This is a genomic window from Mycolicibacterium arenosum (assembly GCF_024320865.1).
Classification (GTDB): Bacteria; Actinomycetota; Actinomycetes; order Mycobacteriales; family Mycobacteriaceae; genus Mycobacterium; species Mycobacterium arenosum.
This window is the reverse complement of sequence record NZ_JANDBD010000002.1, coordinates 355864-369779: the sequence shown is the minus strand read 5'-3', so window position 1 is coordinate 369779 and position 13916 is coordinate 355864. Positions and strand designations below refer to the sequence as shown.

The 13916-nt window shown below is 69.2% G+C and carries 16 protein-coding genes; 6 read left to right on the top strand and 10 right to left on the bottom strand.

Annotated elements, in window-relative coordinates:
- Positions 1 to 131 precede the first annotated feature (131 nt).
- Entirely contained in the window at positions 132 to 851 is a 720-nt protein-coding gene (locus tag NM203_RS05450) for a response regulator transcription factor (protein WP_255058677.1), read from the top strand.
- Between the two features lie 2 nt (positions 852 to 853).
- Positions 854 to 2227 carry a sensor histidine kinase gene (locus tag NM203_RS05445; RefSeq protein ID WP_255058676.1) on the top strand — a complete coding sequence of 458 codons (1374 nt, stop codon included), beginning with the start codon at positions 854 to 856 and terminating at the stop codon, positions 2225 to 2227.
- A 4-nt stretch (positions 2228 to 2231) separates the two neighbouring features.
- On the opposite strand, the gene arfC is transcribed toward NM203_RS05445, so the two are convergent.
- The 4 genes from arfC to NM203_RS05425 are packed head-to-tail and all read right to left on the bottom strand — an operon-like array spanning position 2232 to position 4205.
- A complete protein-coding gene (gene arfC / locus NM203_RS05440) occupies positions 2232 to 2627 on the bottom strand; it encodes a channel accessory protein ArfC, sunset domain variant (protein ID WP_255058675.1) in 396 nt (131 codons plus the stop codon).
- Positions 2624 to 2779, bottom strand: a complete 156-nt coding sequence (gene arfB / locus NM203_RS05435) for a channel accessory protein ArfB (protein WP_255058674.1) — start codon at positions 2777 to 2779, stop codon at positions 2624 to 2626. Before arfB ends, arfC begins: the two co-directional genes overlap by 4 nt.
- A 12-nt stretch (positions 2780 to 2791) precedes the next feature.
- Positions 2792 to 3826: a channel-forming protein ArfA/OmpATb gene (gene arfA / locus NM203_RS05430; protein WP_255058673.1), complete on the bottom strand. Its 1035-nt coding sequence runs from the start codon at positions 3824 to 3826 to the stop codon at positions 2792 to 2794.
- A 10-nt stretch (positions 3827 to 3836) separates the two neighbouring features.
- Positions 3837 to 4205 carry an FKBP-type peptidyl-prolyl cis-trans isomerase gene (locus NM203_RS05425; RefSeq protein ID WP_255058672.1) on the bottom strand — a complete coding sequence of 123 codons (369 nt, stop codon included), beginning with the start codon at positions 4203 to 4205 and terminating at the stop codon, positions 3837 to 3839.
- 31 nt (positions 4206 to 4236) lie between these two features.
- On the opposite strand from NM203_RS05425, the gene NM203_RS05420 reads away from it, so the two are divergent.
- Positions 4237 to 4485 (top strand): DUF2630 family protein, encoded by a 249-nt coding sequence (locus NM203_RS05420; RefSeq protein ID WP_255058671.1) that lies wholly within the window; start codon positions 4237 to 4239, stop codon positions 4483 to 4485.
- A 9-nt stretch (positions 4486 to 4494) separates the two neighbouring features.
- The gene (locus NM203_RS05415) at positions 4495 to 6054 is read left to right on the top strand and encodes a phytoene desaturase family protein (RefSeq protein ID WP_255058670.1); all 1560 of its coding nucleotides are present in this window, start codon (positions 4495 to 4497) and stop codon (positions 6052 to 6054) included.
- Here NM203_RS05415 and NM203_RS05410 read toward each other — a convergent pair.
- From NM203_RS05410 to pdxH, 6 genes are all read right to left on the bottom strand, one after another.
- Positions 6051 to 6470 carry a MarR family winged helix-turn-helix transcriptional regulator gene (locus NM203_RS05410; protein WP_255058669.1) on the bottom strand — a complete coding sequence of 140 codons (420 nt, stop codon included), beginning with the start codon at positions 6468 to 6470 and terminating at the stop codon, positions 6051 to 6053. The two genes, NM203_RS05415 and NM203_RS05410, sit on opposite strands and share 4 nt — an antisense overlap.
- Entirely contained in the window at positions 6463 to 7896 is a 1434-nt protein-coding gene (locus tag NM203_RS05405) for an MFS transporter (RefSeq protein WP_255059125.1), read from the bottom strand. The genes NM203_RS05410 and NM203_RS05405 overlap by 8 nt, the downstream gene beginning before the upstream one ends.
- Positions 7897 to 8002: 106 nt before the next feature.
- The gene (locus NM203_RS05400; RefSeq protein ID WP_255058668.1) at positions 8003 to 9304 is read right to left on the bottom strand and encodes a citrate synthase; all 1302 of its coding nucleotides are present in this window, start codon (positions 9302 to 9304) and stop codon (positions 8003 to 8005) included.
- Positions 9305 to 9362: 58 nt separating this feature from the next.
- Complete coding sequence (locus tag NM203_RS05395) at positions 9363 to 10058, bottom strand: TetR/AcrR family transcriptional regulator (protein WP_255058667.1); 696 nt, start codon at positions 10056 to 10058, stop codon at positions 9363 to 9365.
- Positions 10059 to 10139: 81 nt separating this feature from the next.
- Positions 10140 to 11399 (bottom strand): MFS transporter, encoded by a 1260-nt coding sequence (locus NM203_RS05390; RefSeq protein WP_255058666.1) that lies wholly within the window; start codon positions 11397 to 11399, stop codon positions 10140 to 10142.
- A gap of 2 nt (positions 11400 to 11401) precedes the next feature.
- Positions 11402 to 12031, bottom strand: coding sequence for a pyridoxamine 5'-phosphate oxidase (gene pdxH / locus NM203_RS05385; protein ID WP_255059124.1), 630 nt, complete (start codon positions 12029 to 12031; stop codon positions 11402 to 11404).
- 138 nt (positions 12032 to 12169) lie between these two features.
- On the opposite strand from pdxH, the gene NM203_RS05380 reads away from it, so the two are divergent.
- On the top strand, positions 12170 to 13297 hold the full coding sequence (locus tag NM203_RS05380) for a citrate synthase 2 (protein WP_255058665.1): 1128 nt from the start codon (positions 12170 to 12172) through the stop codon (positions 13295 to 13297).
- Positions 13294 to 13899 (top strand): maleylpyruvate isomerase N-terminal domain-containing protein, encoded by a 606-nt coding sequence (locus NM203_RS05375; RefSeq protein ID WP_255058664.1) that lies wholly within the window; start codon positions 13294 to 13296, stop codon positions 13897 to 13899. Before NM203_RS05380 ends, NM203_RS05375 begins: the two co-directional genes overlap by 4 nt.
- Positions 13900 to 13916: the final 17 nt, after the last annotated feature.

Here is a 13916-nt window from a genome sequence, read left to right as displayed (position 1 = left end):
CCTTCCCGATCGTGCTTTTCCTGCGATTTCGGCGTGATGACCGTCGCCGAGCGAACGGAATCACGCCGAAATCACGACTGGACGATGCCGAATACCCCGCTTACCGCGTCCTGCCCACCTCATCGGGCAAGATGGCACCCATGGACATGGGCGCGGCCGCTGGCTCCTCACCCAGAGTGCTCGTGGTCGACGACGACCCCGACGTGCTCGCCTCGCTCGAACGCGGGTTGCGGCTGTCCGGCTTCGACGTCTCGACCGCGGTCGACGGCGCCGAGGCGCTGCGCAGCGCGACGGAGACGCGGCCCGACGCGATCGTGCTCGACATCAACATGCCGGTGCTGGACGGCGTCAGCGTGGTCACCGCGCTGCGGGCGATGGACAACGACGTGCCGGTGTGCGTGCTGTCGGCGCGCAGCTCGGTCGACGACCGCGTCGCCGGTCTCGAGGCCGGGGCCGACGACTACCTGGTCAAGCCGTTCGTGCTGCAGGAGCTGGTGGCGCGCGTGAAGGCGCTGCTGCGTCGCCGCGGCGCCACGGCGACGTTCTCGTCGGAGACCATCGCCGTCGGCCCGCTGGAGGTCGACATCCCCGGCAGGCGCGCTCGTGTCAACGGCGCCGACGTCGACCTGACCAAGCGCGAGTTCGACCTGCTGGCCGTGCTCGCGGAACACAAGACCGCGGTGCTGTCGCGCGCCCAGCTGCTGGAGCTGGTGTGGGGTTACGACTTCGCCGCCGACACCAACGTCGTCGACGTATTCATCGGATACCTGCGCCGCAAGCTCGAAGCGGGCGGCGCTCCGCGGCTGCTGCACACCGTGCGCGGCGTGGGATTCGTCCTGCGGCAGCAGTAGGAGTGAACCTGCAGGCGCGGACGTTCCGACGGACCCCGTCGCTGCGCACCCGCGTCGCGTTCGCCAGCGCCGTCGCCGCCGCGATCCTCATCACGATCGTCGGGACCATCGTCTGGGTCGGCATCACCAACGACCGCAAGGAACGGCTCGACCGGCGCCTCGACGAGGCCGCGGGATTCGCCATTCCGTTCCTGCCGCGCGGAATCGAGCAGATTCCCCCGTCGCCCAACGACCAGGACGTGATCATCACGGTGCGTCGCGGCGGCCAGGTCGCGTCGAACTCCGATGTCCTCCTACCCGAACTGCCCGCCGGCTACGCCGACACCGAGGTCGACGGGGTGCGCTACCGCGTTCGCACCGTCGAGATCGTCGGCCCGTCCGAGCCGACGGCCGGGGCGAGCGAAGCGACGGGGAAGACCTCGGTGGCCGTCGGCGCCACCTACGACGCGACCATCGCCGACACCAACAACCTGCACCGCCGCGTGCTGATGATCTGCTTCTTCGCCGTCGGCGCCGCGGCACTGCTCGGCTGGCTGCTCGCCGCGTTCGCGATCCGACCGCTCAAGAGCCTGGCCAAGCAGACCAGGGAGATCGACCTGGACGACGAGGAACCCGACGTCGACGTCCGCGGGGCCACCGAGGCCGTCGAGATCGGTGATGCGGTCAACGGTCTCATCGAACGCATCTGGGAGGAACGCGACCGCACCGAGGCCGCGCTCGCGTCCGCGCGCGACTTCTCCGCGGTGTCGGCGCACGAACTGCGCACCCCGCTGACGGCCATGCGCACCAACCTCGAAGTGCTCGCCACCCTCGACATGACCGACGAGCAGCGCAAGGAGGTCCTCGGCGACGTCATCCGCACGCAGAGCCGTGTCGAGGACACCCTGACGGCGCTCGAACGCCTTGCGCAGGGCGAACTTTCGACGTCAGACGACCACGTGCCGGTGGACATCACCGAACTCCTCGACCGCGCCGCGCAGGATGCGATGCGGGTCTACCCCGACCTCGAGGTGTCACTGGTGCCCGCGCCCACGATGATCATCGTGGGGCTGCCGACGGGGTTGCGGCTCACGGTCGACAACGCGATCGCCAACGCGGTCAAACACGGCGGGGCGAGCCGCGTGCAGCTCTCGGCGGTCAGTTCGCGTGCCGGTGTCGAGATCGCGATCGACGACAACGGTGTCGGCGTACCCGAAAAGGAGCGCAAGGTGGTGTTCGACAGGTTCAGCCGGGGATCGACGGCCTCGCGTTCCGGCTCGGGCCTGGGCTTGGCGCTGGTGGCTCAGCAGGCCCAGTTGCACGGCGGGACAGCATCACTCGAGGAGAGCCCGCTGGGCGGCGCGCGGCTGCTGCTACGCCTACCCGGCCCGACCTAGCGCGTTACTTCTTGGGGCGCTGCGACTTTCCGCTGTCCCATCGGTTGAATCCCGCCGCCTCAGCGGTTTCGACGTCGCGGAACCACACCTCGGCGATGGTCCGTCCGTAGTACGGGCTCTCCGTCGAGTGGTAGAGCATCGAGTCCTCGTTGCCCTTGACCAGCCAGCCCTCGGGCCCGCTGCCGTCGGCGGCCGGCTTCGCCGAGCCCGGACCATGCGGCGCGTCGACGTCGGACTCGGCCTTCGCCGTGTTCACCGATCCCGTCAGCGTGGCGGCCGTGGCTCCCCCACCGGCGGGCGCCGGGACCTCGTGCTGGACCCGTCGGATCATGAAGGCGAGCGTCAACGCCACGCCCAGCACGAACGCCAGGGCGACGAGGTACCAGTTCACCGAGGTCATCGCTCGCCTCCGATCGCCCGCGAGCCGGACAGGTCGGCCAACGCCTCGTCCTCGCTGGTGCGTTTGATCGTCGCGGCGGTGACACCCCACGCCACCAGGGAGCCGACCAGGAACGCGAGCACGTACCACACCCATTGGATGAAGAAGTCCACTCTGTTCGCTCCTCAGTTGACCGTGATCTCGACGCGCCGGTTCTGGGCCCGGCCCTCGGCGGTGTCGTCGGGGGCGATCGGGGCCGATGCGCCCACCCCTCTGGACGTCACGTTGCCCGCGGGGACGCCGTCGGCGACCAGCGCGTCGGCGACGGCCTTCGCCCGGCCGGCGCTCAGCGGGGTGTTGATCGCGTCGTTGCCCGTCCCGTCGGTGTGACCGGTGACCGACAGCTTGGCGTCGGGACACCCCTTGACCTTGTCGGCGATCTGCCCGACCAGGCGCTGCGACTCCGCGGCGAGCGTCGCGCCGTTGGTGACGAAGGTGATGGGCGTCTTCAGCAGACCGGTGATATCGGCCTGCAGTGACGCGCACGCCCCACCCGGCGCAGGCGCAGGTGGCCGAGCCTGAGTGGTGGTGGCCGACGGCGGTGGCGCGGAGGCCGACGGCGAGGCGGCCGATACCTCGATGTCGTTGACCACGTTGACATCCGGGAAGGCGGCCTTCGCGTACGTGTCGGCACTGTCCTTGATCGGCTGCGCAGGCGCCACACCGGTGAGCGTCGCGGTGCCGCCGTCGAGCTTCAGGCTGAAGTCCGGAATTCCCACCGCCGCACTGAACAGGCCACCGAGACCGCCGATGTCGGGGGTTCGAACGCCGGGCGTGACCTTCAGCTCGTCGACGATCGAGGCACCCGGCAGCACCAGCTTGAGCGTGTCGATCAGGCCCCGCTTGGTCTCCTCATCGGCTACCTCGCCGGTGAGCGTGAAACCGTTGCCGCTGCGCACGATTGACCATGCCGGGTAGTCGCCCCGCGGAGCCGCGGCGGTCGACGACGGCGGCGTCGGCGCGCTGGCGGTCTCGCTCATCGTCGCCGTCGGATTCACCGTCGGCAGCGTCAGCGCATCGGAGGTCGTTCCGGTTCGGCCCAGGCCCGCCCACCCGATCAGCGCCAGCAGCAGGGGCACTGCGAGGAAGGCAAACAACCACCCCGGACCGGGCATCCGCCGGTAGAACCGGGACTCGGCGCGCCTGTCGGAACCCGCCATGGAAAGCGGCCTACCGGGCGTCGAGCAGGTCGATGACGAAGATCAGCGTCTTGCCCGACAACTGGTGCCCCGAACCCGCCGGACCGTAGGCCTGCTCCGGCGGGATGGTGAGCTTGCGCCGCCCGCCGACCTTCATGCCCGGAATACCGTCCTGCCAGCCCTGGATCAGCCCGCGCAGCGGGAATTCGATGGACTCGCCGCGGTTCCACGAACTGTCGAATTCCTCGCCGGTGTCGTGTTCGACGCCGACGTAGTGCACCGTGACGGTGCCGCCGGCGACTGCCTCGGCGCCCTCGCCGATCTCCAGATCTTCGATGACGAGCTCGGTGGGTGCCGGACCGTCGGGGAAGTCGATCTCGGGTTTCTTGTCGTTGGCCACGACGTACACCGTAGTCGGGCAGACTGGGGCGGTGGATAAGGACCGCGACATTCTCGAACAGGTCAACCAGCTCGTCGCTGAAGAGCACGAACTGCGCGCCAAACTGCAGCGTCACGAGGTCGACGAGACCGAGGAGCACCGGAGGCTGCAATCGCTGGAGGTTCAGCTCGACCAGTGCTGGGACCTGCTGAGACAGCGTCGCGCGTTGCGCGAAACCGGTCAGGACCCGGACCAGGCCAGCGCGCGCCCCGGCGACCAGGTCGAGGGCTATCTGGGCTGACGTGACGTCGTGACGGCATCAGAGAGCTACGACGCCGTCGTCGTCGGCGGTGGTCACAACGGCTTGGTCGCGGCGGCCTACCTCGCACGGGCGGGGCGGCGGGTGCTGGTCCTCGAGCGCCTGGAACACGTTGGTGGCGCGGCGGTTTCTGCGCAGGCCTTCGACGGCGTCGGTGCGCGTCTGTCGCGCTACTCCTATCTGGTCAGCCTGCTGCCCGCGCGCATCGCCGAGGACCTCGGCGCGCAGGTGCGGCTGGCCAGCCGCCGGTACTCCTCGTACACGCCGGATCCCGCGACGGGCGGCCGCACCGGACTGCTGGTCGGGCCCGGCGGTTCGTTCGACACCATCGGAGCGGGGGCGGACAGGGCCGCATTCGACGACTTCTACCGACGCTGTTCGCTGGTCACCCGGCGGCTGTGGCCGACGCTGCTGCAACCGCTGCGCACGGCCGACGACGCCCGCCGCCTGGTCACCGCCGACGAATCGGCCGACGCCGCGACCGCGTGGGAGGAACTCATCCGGCAGCCGATCGGCGCGGCGATCACCGATGCCGTCGCTCACGACCTGGTGCGCGGCATCATGGCGACCGACGCGCTCATCGGGACGTTCGCGCGGACCGACGATCCCGCACTGAGCCAGAACGTCTGCTTCCTGTACCACCTGATCGGCGGCGGCACCGGGGACTGGGACGTCCCGATCGGCGGCATGGGTGCCGTCAGCGGGGCACTGGCCGCGGCGGCAGCGAGCCACGGCGCCGACATCGTCACCGGCGCCGAGGTCTACGCGGTGACACCGGACGGCGAGGTGCGATACCGCCGCGGCGGCGTCGACAACGTCGTGCACGGGCACCGCGTGCTGTCCGGCGTGACACCGACGGTGCTCGCCGGTCTCCTGGGCGAGCCCGCGCCCGAGTCCGCTCCCGGCGCGCAGGTGAAGGTCAATCTGATGCTGAAACGACTTCCCCGCCTTCGTGATTCGACGATCGCACCCGAGCAGGCGTTCGGCGGCACGTTCCACATCAACGAGACGCTGACCCAACTCGACGGAGCCTACGAGACGGCACGCCGCGGCGAGGTGCCTGATCCGCTGCCGTGTGAGATCTACTGCCATTCACTGACCGACCCCAGCATCCTGTCCGAGGAGTTACAGCGCTCCGGGGCGCAGACGCTGACGGTGTTCGGGTTGCACACCCCCCACACGCTGGCGGCGGGCGATCCCGACGCGACCCGGTCCCGCCTCACCGACGCCGTCCTCGCCTCGCTGAATTCGGTTCTCGCCGAGCCGATTCAGGACGTGGTGATGACCGACGCGCAGGGCAAACCGTGCATCGAGACCAAGACGACAGCCGACCTCGAGGACGCCCTGGGCATGACGGCGGGCAACATCTTCCACGGCGCCCTGCAGTGGCCGTTCGCCGGGGATGACGACCCCCTGGACACGCCGGCGCGACGCTGGGGTGTCGCCACGGCGCACGATCGCATCCTGCTGTGCGGGTCCGGCTCGCGACGCGGCGGCGCGGTATCGGGGATCGGCGGCCACAACGCGGCCATGGCGGTACTGGAGACCTAGCCGGGTCGGACCTTTCCGAGAATCCGTTGCAGCGTGCGTAATTCGGACACCGGCAACTCGGCGATCACGCCGGGCGCGGGGTCGTCGAGACGAGAGATGCTGTCGATCAGTTCGCGGCCGGCGGCCGTCAGCGAGATCAGCTTGGACCGGCGGTTCGTGGGATCGGCTTCCCGGATCACCAGACCGCGCTCCTGCAGATCGTTCACCGCGACCGTGGTGGCCGGAGCGTCCATGGACGCGGCCTTCGCGATCTCCTTGGCGGTCATCGGCCGCGCCGCAAGCCTGCGCAGCACCCGCACGCGGGAGAACGGCAGCCCGGTGTGCTCGATGACGGTGCGCTTCCATGCATCGCGGTTGTCGAAGACGACTGCGGCCATGGTCCGCCACACGTCGTCGGCCAGTCGGGCGTCAGACATCGACGGCCACCTTCGGCACGTCCGGCCCCGTGATCAGCGGCGCGAGCCGTTCCGCCGACCGGATCGCGCGTGCCGACGTCGCGAACCAGCCCAGGGCCAGGATGACGATCCCGCACCCGACACACGCGAACCACAGCGGCCGCGCGGCGGTACCGAAGTCGGAGTCGGCCTGCGTCAGCGCCGCACCGGTCAGCGAACCGCACAGGGCCACGCCGATGCTGACGCCGACCTGTCTGCTGGTCGACGTCACCGCCGACGCGGCGCCTGCCCGGTCCAGCGGCATCCCGCTGACGGCGGCGTTGGTCACCGGGGCGTTGACCATCGAGAAGCCGATGCCGAACACGGTGAACACGATCAGCAGCTGCCACACCGGCGTCGTCGCGGTCCGGAACGTCAGCAACACCGATGCCGCGGTGATCAGCACCCCGGCGCTCAGCAGCGACGGCCGAGCTCCGAAGCGGCCGACCAGGCGGCCCGACAGCGGTGAGAACACCAGCGCGCCAACGGCGATCGGCAGGTAGATCAGCCCCGTCTGCATCGCGGTGAAGTGCCGCTCGCCCTGCAGGTAGAGCGACATCACGAACAGGAAGGCGCCCCAGGCCGCGAACGCGGAGACCGCCGTCACCGTGGCCGACGCGAACGGGATGCTGCGGAAGAAGCGCAGGTCGATGAACGGGTCGAGCCGCCGGGATTCGTAGTAGAGGAAGCCGACGAACGCGACTGCGGCGACCGCCGCGATCCCGAGAACGAGCGGCGACGTCCAGCCGTAACCGGGGCCTTCGATGAGCGCGAAGACGACCCCGAACAGGAAGGTCACGGCGAGCAGTTGCCCGATGGGGTCGATGGACCGCATGGTGGCGGACTTGCTCTCCGGCACGAAGATCGCGGTCAGCGCGATGGCGAGCACGCAGATCGGCAGGTTGATCCAGAACACCGCCCGCCAGCCGACGTACTCGATGAGCAGGCCGCCCACGATCGGGCCGAGCGCCATCGAGATGCCGACGACGGCACCCCAGATGCCGAGCGCCTTTGCGCGCTCCACGCGGCCGGTGAAGATCTGCGAGATGATCGACAGGGCAACGGGATTCATCATCGATCCACCGATGCCCTGCACGAAGCGGGCGGCGATCAGCATGTCGATCGACGGCGCGAGGCTGCACAGCAGCGAGCCGATCGCGAAGACCGTCAGGCCGATCTGGAACACGCGCCGCCTGCCGAAGCGGTCACCCGTCGCGCCCGCGAGGATCAGTAGCGACGCCAGCACCAGCGTGTAGACGTCGACGACCCACTGCAGCTGTGACGGCGAGGCGTGCAGATCCGACCGGATGGCCGGTATCGCGACGTTCACGATCGTCGCGTCCATCGACACGATCAGCAGGCTCAGGCAGCAGGAGACCAGGATGACGGCTTTACGCCGCGAGGTCATTCCTGCCGTGTTCACCCGACCATTGTGAAACTACAATCATTATCAATGCAAACGACCTTGCGGTGAGCTTGGTCTCATGCGGGTGCACGCGCGAACGGCGGAAAACCTAGCGGGCGTCGAGGTCGGCGTAGTCGCGTTCGGTGTAGCCCGTGTAGACCTGACGCGGGCGGCCGATCTTGCTCGGCTCGGAGTGCATCTCCTGCCAGTGCGCGATCCAGCCGGGCAGCCGGCCGAGCGCGAACAGCACGGTGAACATGCGGGTCGGGAAGCCCATCGCCCGGTAGATCACGCCGGTGTAGTAGTCGACGTTCGGGTAGAGCTTGCGCTCGACGAAGAAGTCGTCGGTCAGCGCGATCTCCTCGAGCTGCTTGGCGATGTCGAGCAGCGGATCCTCGACGCCGAGCTTGGCGAGGATCTTGTCGGCCTGCTCCTTGACGATCCGCGCGCGGGGGTCGTAGTTCTTGTAGACCCGGTGCCCGAAGCCCATGAGCTTCACGCCGTCCTCGCGGTTCTTGACCTTCTTGACGAAGGTCTCGACGTCGTCGCCACCGTCGCGGATCTTGGTGAGCATCTCCAGCACCGCCTGGTTGGCGCCGCCGTGCAGCGGGCCCCACAGCGCGTTGATGCCTCCGGAGATCGACGTGAACAGGTTGGCCTGCGACGACCCGACGAGTCGCACCGTCGACGTCGAGCAGTTCTGCTCGTGATCGGCGTGCAGGATCAGCAGCATGTCCAGCGCGCGGACGATCTCCGGATCGACCTCGTAGGGCTCAGCCGGGAAGCCGAACGTCATCCGGAGGAAGTTCTCGACCAGCGTCAGCGAGTTGTCCGGGTAGAGGAACGGCTGCCCCTCGGACTTCTTGTAGGCGTACGCCGCGATGGTCGGCAGCTTGGCCAGCAGGCGGATCGTCGACAGCTCGACCTGCTTGCGGTCCAGCGGATCCAGCGAATCCTGGTAGTACGCGCTGAGCGCGTTGACCGCGGAAGACAGCACCGGCATCGGATGCGCGTTGCGGGGGAACCCGTCGAAGAAGCGCTTGAGGTCCTCGTGCAGCAGGGTGTGCCGCTGAATCAGGTTGGTGAACGTCGCCAGCTGGTCGGCGGTCGGCAGCTCGCCGTAGATGAGCAGGTAACTGACCTCGATGAACGTCGACTTCTCGGCCAGTTGCTCGATCGGGTAGCCGCGGTAGCGCAGGATGCCCGCGTCGCCGTCGATGTAGGTGATCGCACTCTTGGTCGACGACGTGTTGACGAAGCCGCCGTCGAACGTCGTGTAACCCGTCTTCGCGAGGAGCGGGCCCAACGCGATACCGTCCGATCCCTCAGTCGCCTTGACGATCTCAAGATCGATCTCACCACCGGGGTAGCGGAGCGACGCGACCTCGGCGGGAGTGGAGTTGTCGGGCACGTTAACCCCTTCTGCGGTTGTCCTGGGGACAGTGTTCGTCGGGCTGGCTGTCCGTCACTTAGGGAAGGTAGTCGCTATCCACCGGCGGCGCTTGCGTGGGGTTCCCGTTGGGGCCGCCCGCCGCGTTCCAGGGTTTGCACGTTCGGCAGAACAGGTCGTACTGGGCCTGCAGGCGGTCGCACAGGGTGCGCGGTTCCAGCGGTTCGTGCCCCGGCATCCCGAGCCCGGCGAACGCGTTCGCAAAGATCACCGTCCAGGTGTCGCCGACCATCCGGACGGCCGGATCGTCGGCGTCGACGCCCATCCGCCTGCCCATCACGACGAACGCCTCGCGCTCCTGCACCCCGCGCTGGTGCAGGAACGCCGACGAGCGCAGCGACTCGGCGTTGTTGATGATCTGGATGAGCACGGCCATGCGCGTGAAGCCGGGCGTCCGGTAGTCGGCGTCCGGTTTGAACACCTCGAGGTGGGCCCGCAGCAGCGCCTCGTACTCGGTGATCCCGGACGACTGCGCGGCGAGGGCCGCGGCGAGGTAGCGGTCCATGTCCCCGGTCATCGCGACGACCACCGACTCCTTCGTCGGGAAGTACCGGCTGAACGTCCGTGTCGACACGTCGGCGGCGGCCGCGATCTGCTCGACGGTGGTGTGGTCGAAACCCCTCTGCAGGCACAGCGTGGCCGCGGCGTCGATCAGGGCCTCTCGGGTGCGAAGCTTCTTGCGCTCCCTGATACCGGACGGCGCGATGTCAGGCATGCACCGTCTCGTGCGTGAGCTGCGAAACCGGTTCGACGCCCATGAGCCGATGTTAACCCGCCTGCACAGGAGGTAACGCGTTCACACGCGATAGCGAATGAACGCCGGCACAGCGACTGTGGCGATGATCACGCCGACGACGACCAACCCGCCGCCACCCGCTGCGGCGACCGTCGTGCCCACCGCGGCGGCGGCGGCGCCGTGCACCGCGTCGGCGAGTCGCGGGCCACCCGCGACGACCACGGTGAAGACGCCCTGAAGCCGGCCACGGAGGTCGTCGGAGGCCGCCTGCTGCAGGATCGTGTTGCGAAAGGCCGACGAGACCATGTCCGCCGCGCCACCCACCGCCAGGAACGCCAAGGCGACCCACAGCAGCGTCCCCGCCCGACCGTCCGCGAAGCCCGCGGCGAGACCGAACCCGATCATCGCGACGCCCCACACCAGGATGGCGACGACGACCGCGAGGCCCTGTCGCCGGACGCGCGGCAACCAGCCCGAGAACACCCCGCCCGCCACCGCGCCCACCGAGATCGCCGCGGCCAGCAGCGCCATCGTCGTGCCGCCCTCCACGGGCCCGCCGAAGTTCTCGTGCGCCATCTGCGGGAACAGCGCGCGCGGCATGCCCGCGATCATCGCGATCAGATCGACGACGAACGACATCAGCACGACCTTGTTCCCGGCCAGGTACCGGAACCCGTCCCACACGGCCGCGACACCGTACTTGCTGCGGACCGTCTCGGTGGCCGTCGGCGGGATGGGCGACAGCCTGAACGTCGCCCAGATCGGGAGGATGCACGTCACCGCGTCGATGGCGTAGAGCGTCGACAGATCCACCCAGCGCAGCAGCACGCCGGCCAGCAGCGGCCCGACGATGGCGCCGAACTGCATCACCGTGATGTTGAGCGAGTTCGCCGCGGCCACCTGTTCGCCGGGCAGCATGCGCGGGATCGCCGCGGCGCGGGTGGGCGCGTTGATCGCGTAGAACGCCTGCTGGACCGACAGCAGACACAGCACCGCCCACACGTTGTTCAGCGCCAGCGCCGCCTGCAACCAGAGGAACACCGACGACACCGCCAGGCCGATCGAGGCGATGATCAGCAGGACGCGGCGGTCCATCGCGTCGGCCAGCGCGCCGCCCCACAGGCCGAAGACGATCAGGGGAACGAGCGCGAAGATCCCGGACAGCCCGACGTACGCCGAGTTCTGCGTCAGCGCGTACAGCTGGACCGGGACCGCGAAGATCGTGAGGTTCGCCCCGATGACGGTCGGGATGCCCGCGACCCAGAGTCGGCGGAAGTCCGGCGTCCGCAGCGGCGTGGTGTCGGCGAAGAAACCGCCCACTCTTAGGGCTGAAGCCGCTCGAGACGGCCGTCTGCGACGCGGATGCGATTGTGCACACGGTTCTCGCGGCCCTGCCAGAACTCGACGACGTCGGGGGTGATGAGGTAACCGCCCCAGTTCGGCGGCACCGGAACGGTTTCCAGGTCGGCGAAGCGGGCGGTGACGTCGGCAAGCTGCTCGAGCAACGCCGCGCGCGATGCGATGGGCCGCGACTGCTGCGATGCCCAGGCGCCCAACTGCGAGCCGCGCGGGCGCGTCGACCAGTAGTCCAGCGTGGCGGCGGCGGAGACCTTGGTGACCGAGCCGCGGATGTGGACCTGCCTGCCGAGCGCGTACCACGGGAACGTCGCCGACGCGTAGGGCGTGGCGGCGAGTTGCTCGCCCTTGTCGGAGGCGTAGTTCGTGAAGAACGTGATGCCGGCCTCGTCCACGCTCTTGCACAGCACCGTGCGCGTGACGGGCCGTCCCGCCTGGTCGACGGTGCCGACCACCATCGCGTTGGCCTCGACGCACCCGCCCTGTTCGGCGTCGGCGAGCCAGGCCCGCAGCAGACTCAGCCAGCCGTCCGCCAGCCAGTCCGCGTCGAGATCGGCACTGCCGTCCTTCTCCACCGAGCCGTACTCCACCCGCATGTTGGCGAGGTGGTCGCCGTTGACAGGACCGGACTCGGGACTCCCAGCGCTCACCCGTGCGACGCTACGCCCGGAAGTTCGGCCACTCGTTACCGACCGGAAGTAGTCGCCGCCGATCCCAGTGCGAGAATCGCGGACATGACGCAACCGTCAGTGGTCCCCGATGACTTCGTCGCCGGTCTCGAGGGCGTCGTCGCCTTCACCACCGAGATCGCCGAACCCGATAAGGACGGTGGCGCGCTGCGCTATCGCGGTGTCGACATCGAGGATCTGGTGGCCGACCACGTGACGTTCGGCGACGTGTGGGCGCTGCTGGTCGACGGCCGGTTCGGCAACGGGCTCGTCCCCGCCGAGCCGTTCCCGCTGCCGATCCACAGCGGCGACGTGCGCGTCGACGTGCAGGCCGGTCTCGCGATGCTCGCGCCGATCTGGGGTTACGCGCCCACCCTCGACATCGACGATCAGACGGCGCGCGACCAGCTCGCCCGCGCGTCGGTGATGGCGCTGTCCTACGTCGCGCAGTCCGCTCGCGGCATCTACAAGCCCGCCGTACCCCAGCGCGTGATCGACGAATGCGCAACGGTCACACAGCGTTTCATGACCCGCTGGAAGGGTGACCCCGATCCCCGCCACGTCGAAGCCATCGACGCGTACTGGGTGACGGCCGCTGAGCACGGGATGAACGCGTCGACCTTCACCGCGCGGGTGATCACGTCCACCGGGGCCGACGTCGCGGCCGCGTTGTCGGGGGCGGTCGGGGCGATGAGCGGTCCGCTGCACGGCGGCGCCCCCGCCCGCGTGCTGCCGATGATCGAGGAGGTCGAGGCGACCGGCGACGCCCGCGCCGTCGTCAAGGGCATCCTCGACCGCAAGGACAAGCTGATGGGCTTCGGCCATCGGGTCTACCGCGCGGAGGATCCGCGGGCACGCGTGCTGCGCGCCACGGCGCAGCGCCTGCAGGCGCCCCGCTTCGAGGTGGCCGCGGCGCTCGAGCAGGCGGCGCTGGCCGAATTGCGCGAACGCAGGCCGGATCGGGCGATCGAGACCAACGTCGAGTTCTGGGCGGCGGTCATCCTCGACTTCGCGGGCGTTCCCGCCACGATGATGCCCGCGATGTTCACCTGCGGACGAACCGCGGGGTGGTGCGCGCACATCCTCGAGCAGAAGCGCCTCGGCAAGCTCGTCCGCCCCGCCGCGATCTACGTCGGACCCGAACCCCGCTCACCCCAGTCGGTGGAGGGCTGGGACCAGATCGCAGCGAGGTGACCACGACGTTCGCGGCCGCGGCGCACGCATTCGCGGCCCAGGTGCGCGCCCTGCCGCGGGACGGGTGGGCAGGGCCGGGCCTCGGCGAATGGGATCTGCGGGCACTCGTCGGCCACACGTCCCGCTCACTGATCACGGTCTCGACCTACCTGCAGTCGACAGCCGAGCACGAAGACGTCACCAGCGCGGCCGACTACTACGCGAAGATCCGCGACTACGCCTCGAACGTCGGGGCCGCCGACATCGTCGAACGCGGCAGGCAGGCCGGCCTCGCCCTCGGCGACGATCCCGTGGCGACCGTCGACGCGCTGGTGGTGCGCACGCTGGAAGACGTTGCCGCCGTCGACGATCCGTTGATTACGGTGATCGGCGGACTGGGCATCCGGCTGAGCAACTACCTCCCGACGCGCGTCTTCGAGTTCGCGGTGCACGGCCTCGACATCGCGCGGGCCACGGGGTTGCCTCCGACCCAACCGGCCGACGTGCTCGCGGAGGCGGCGGCGCTGGCCGCCCGCATCGCGGTTCAGGTCGGTGACGGCGAGGACGTGCTGCTGGCGCTGACCGGACGGGCCGCGCTGCCACCGGACTTCTCCGTCGTGTAGCGATGAGTTCCCGGTGT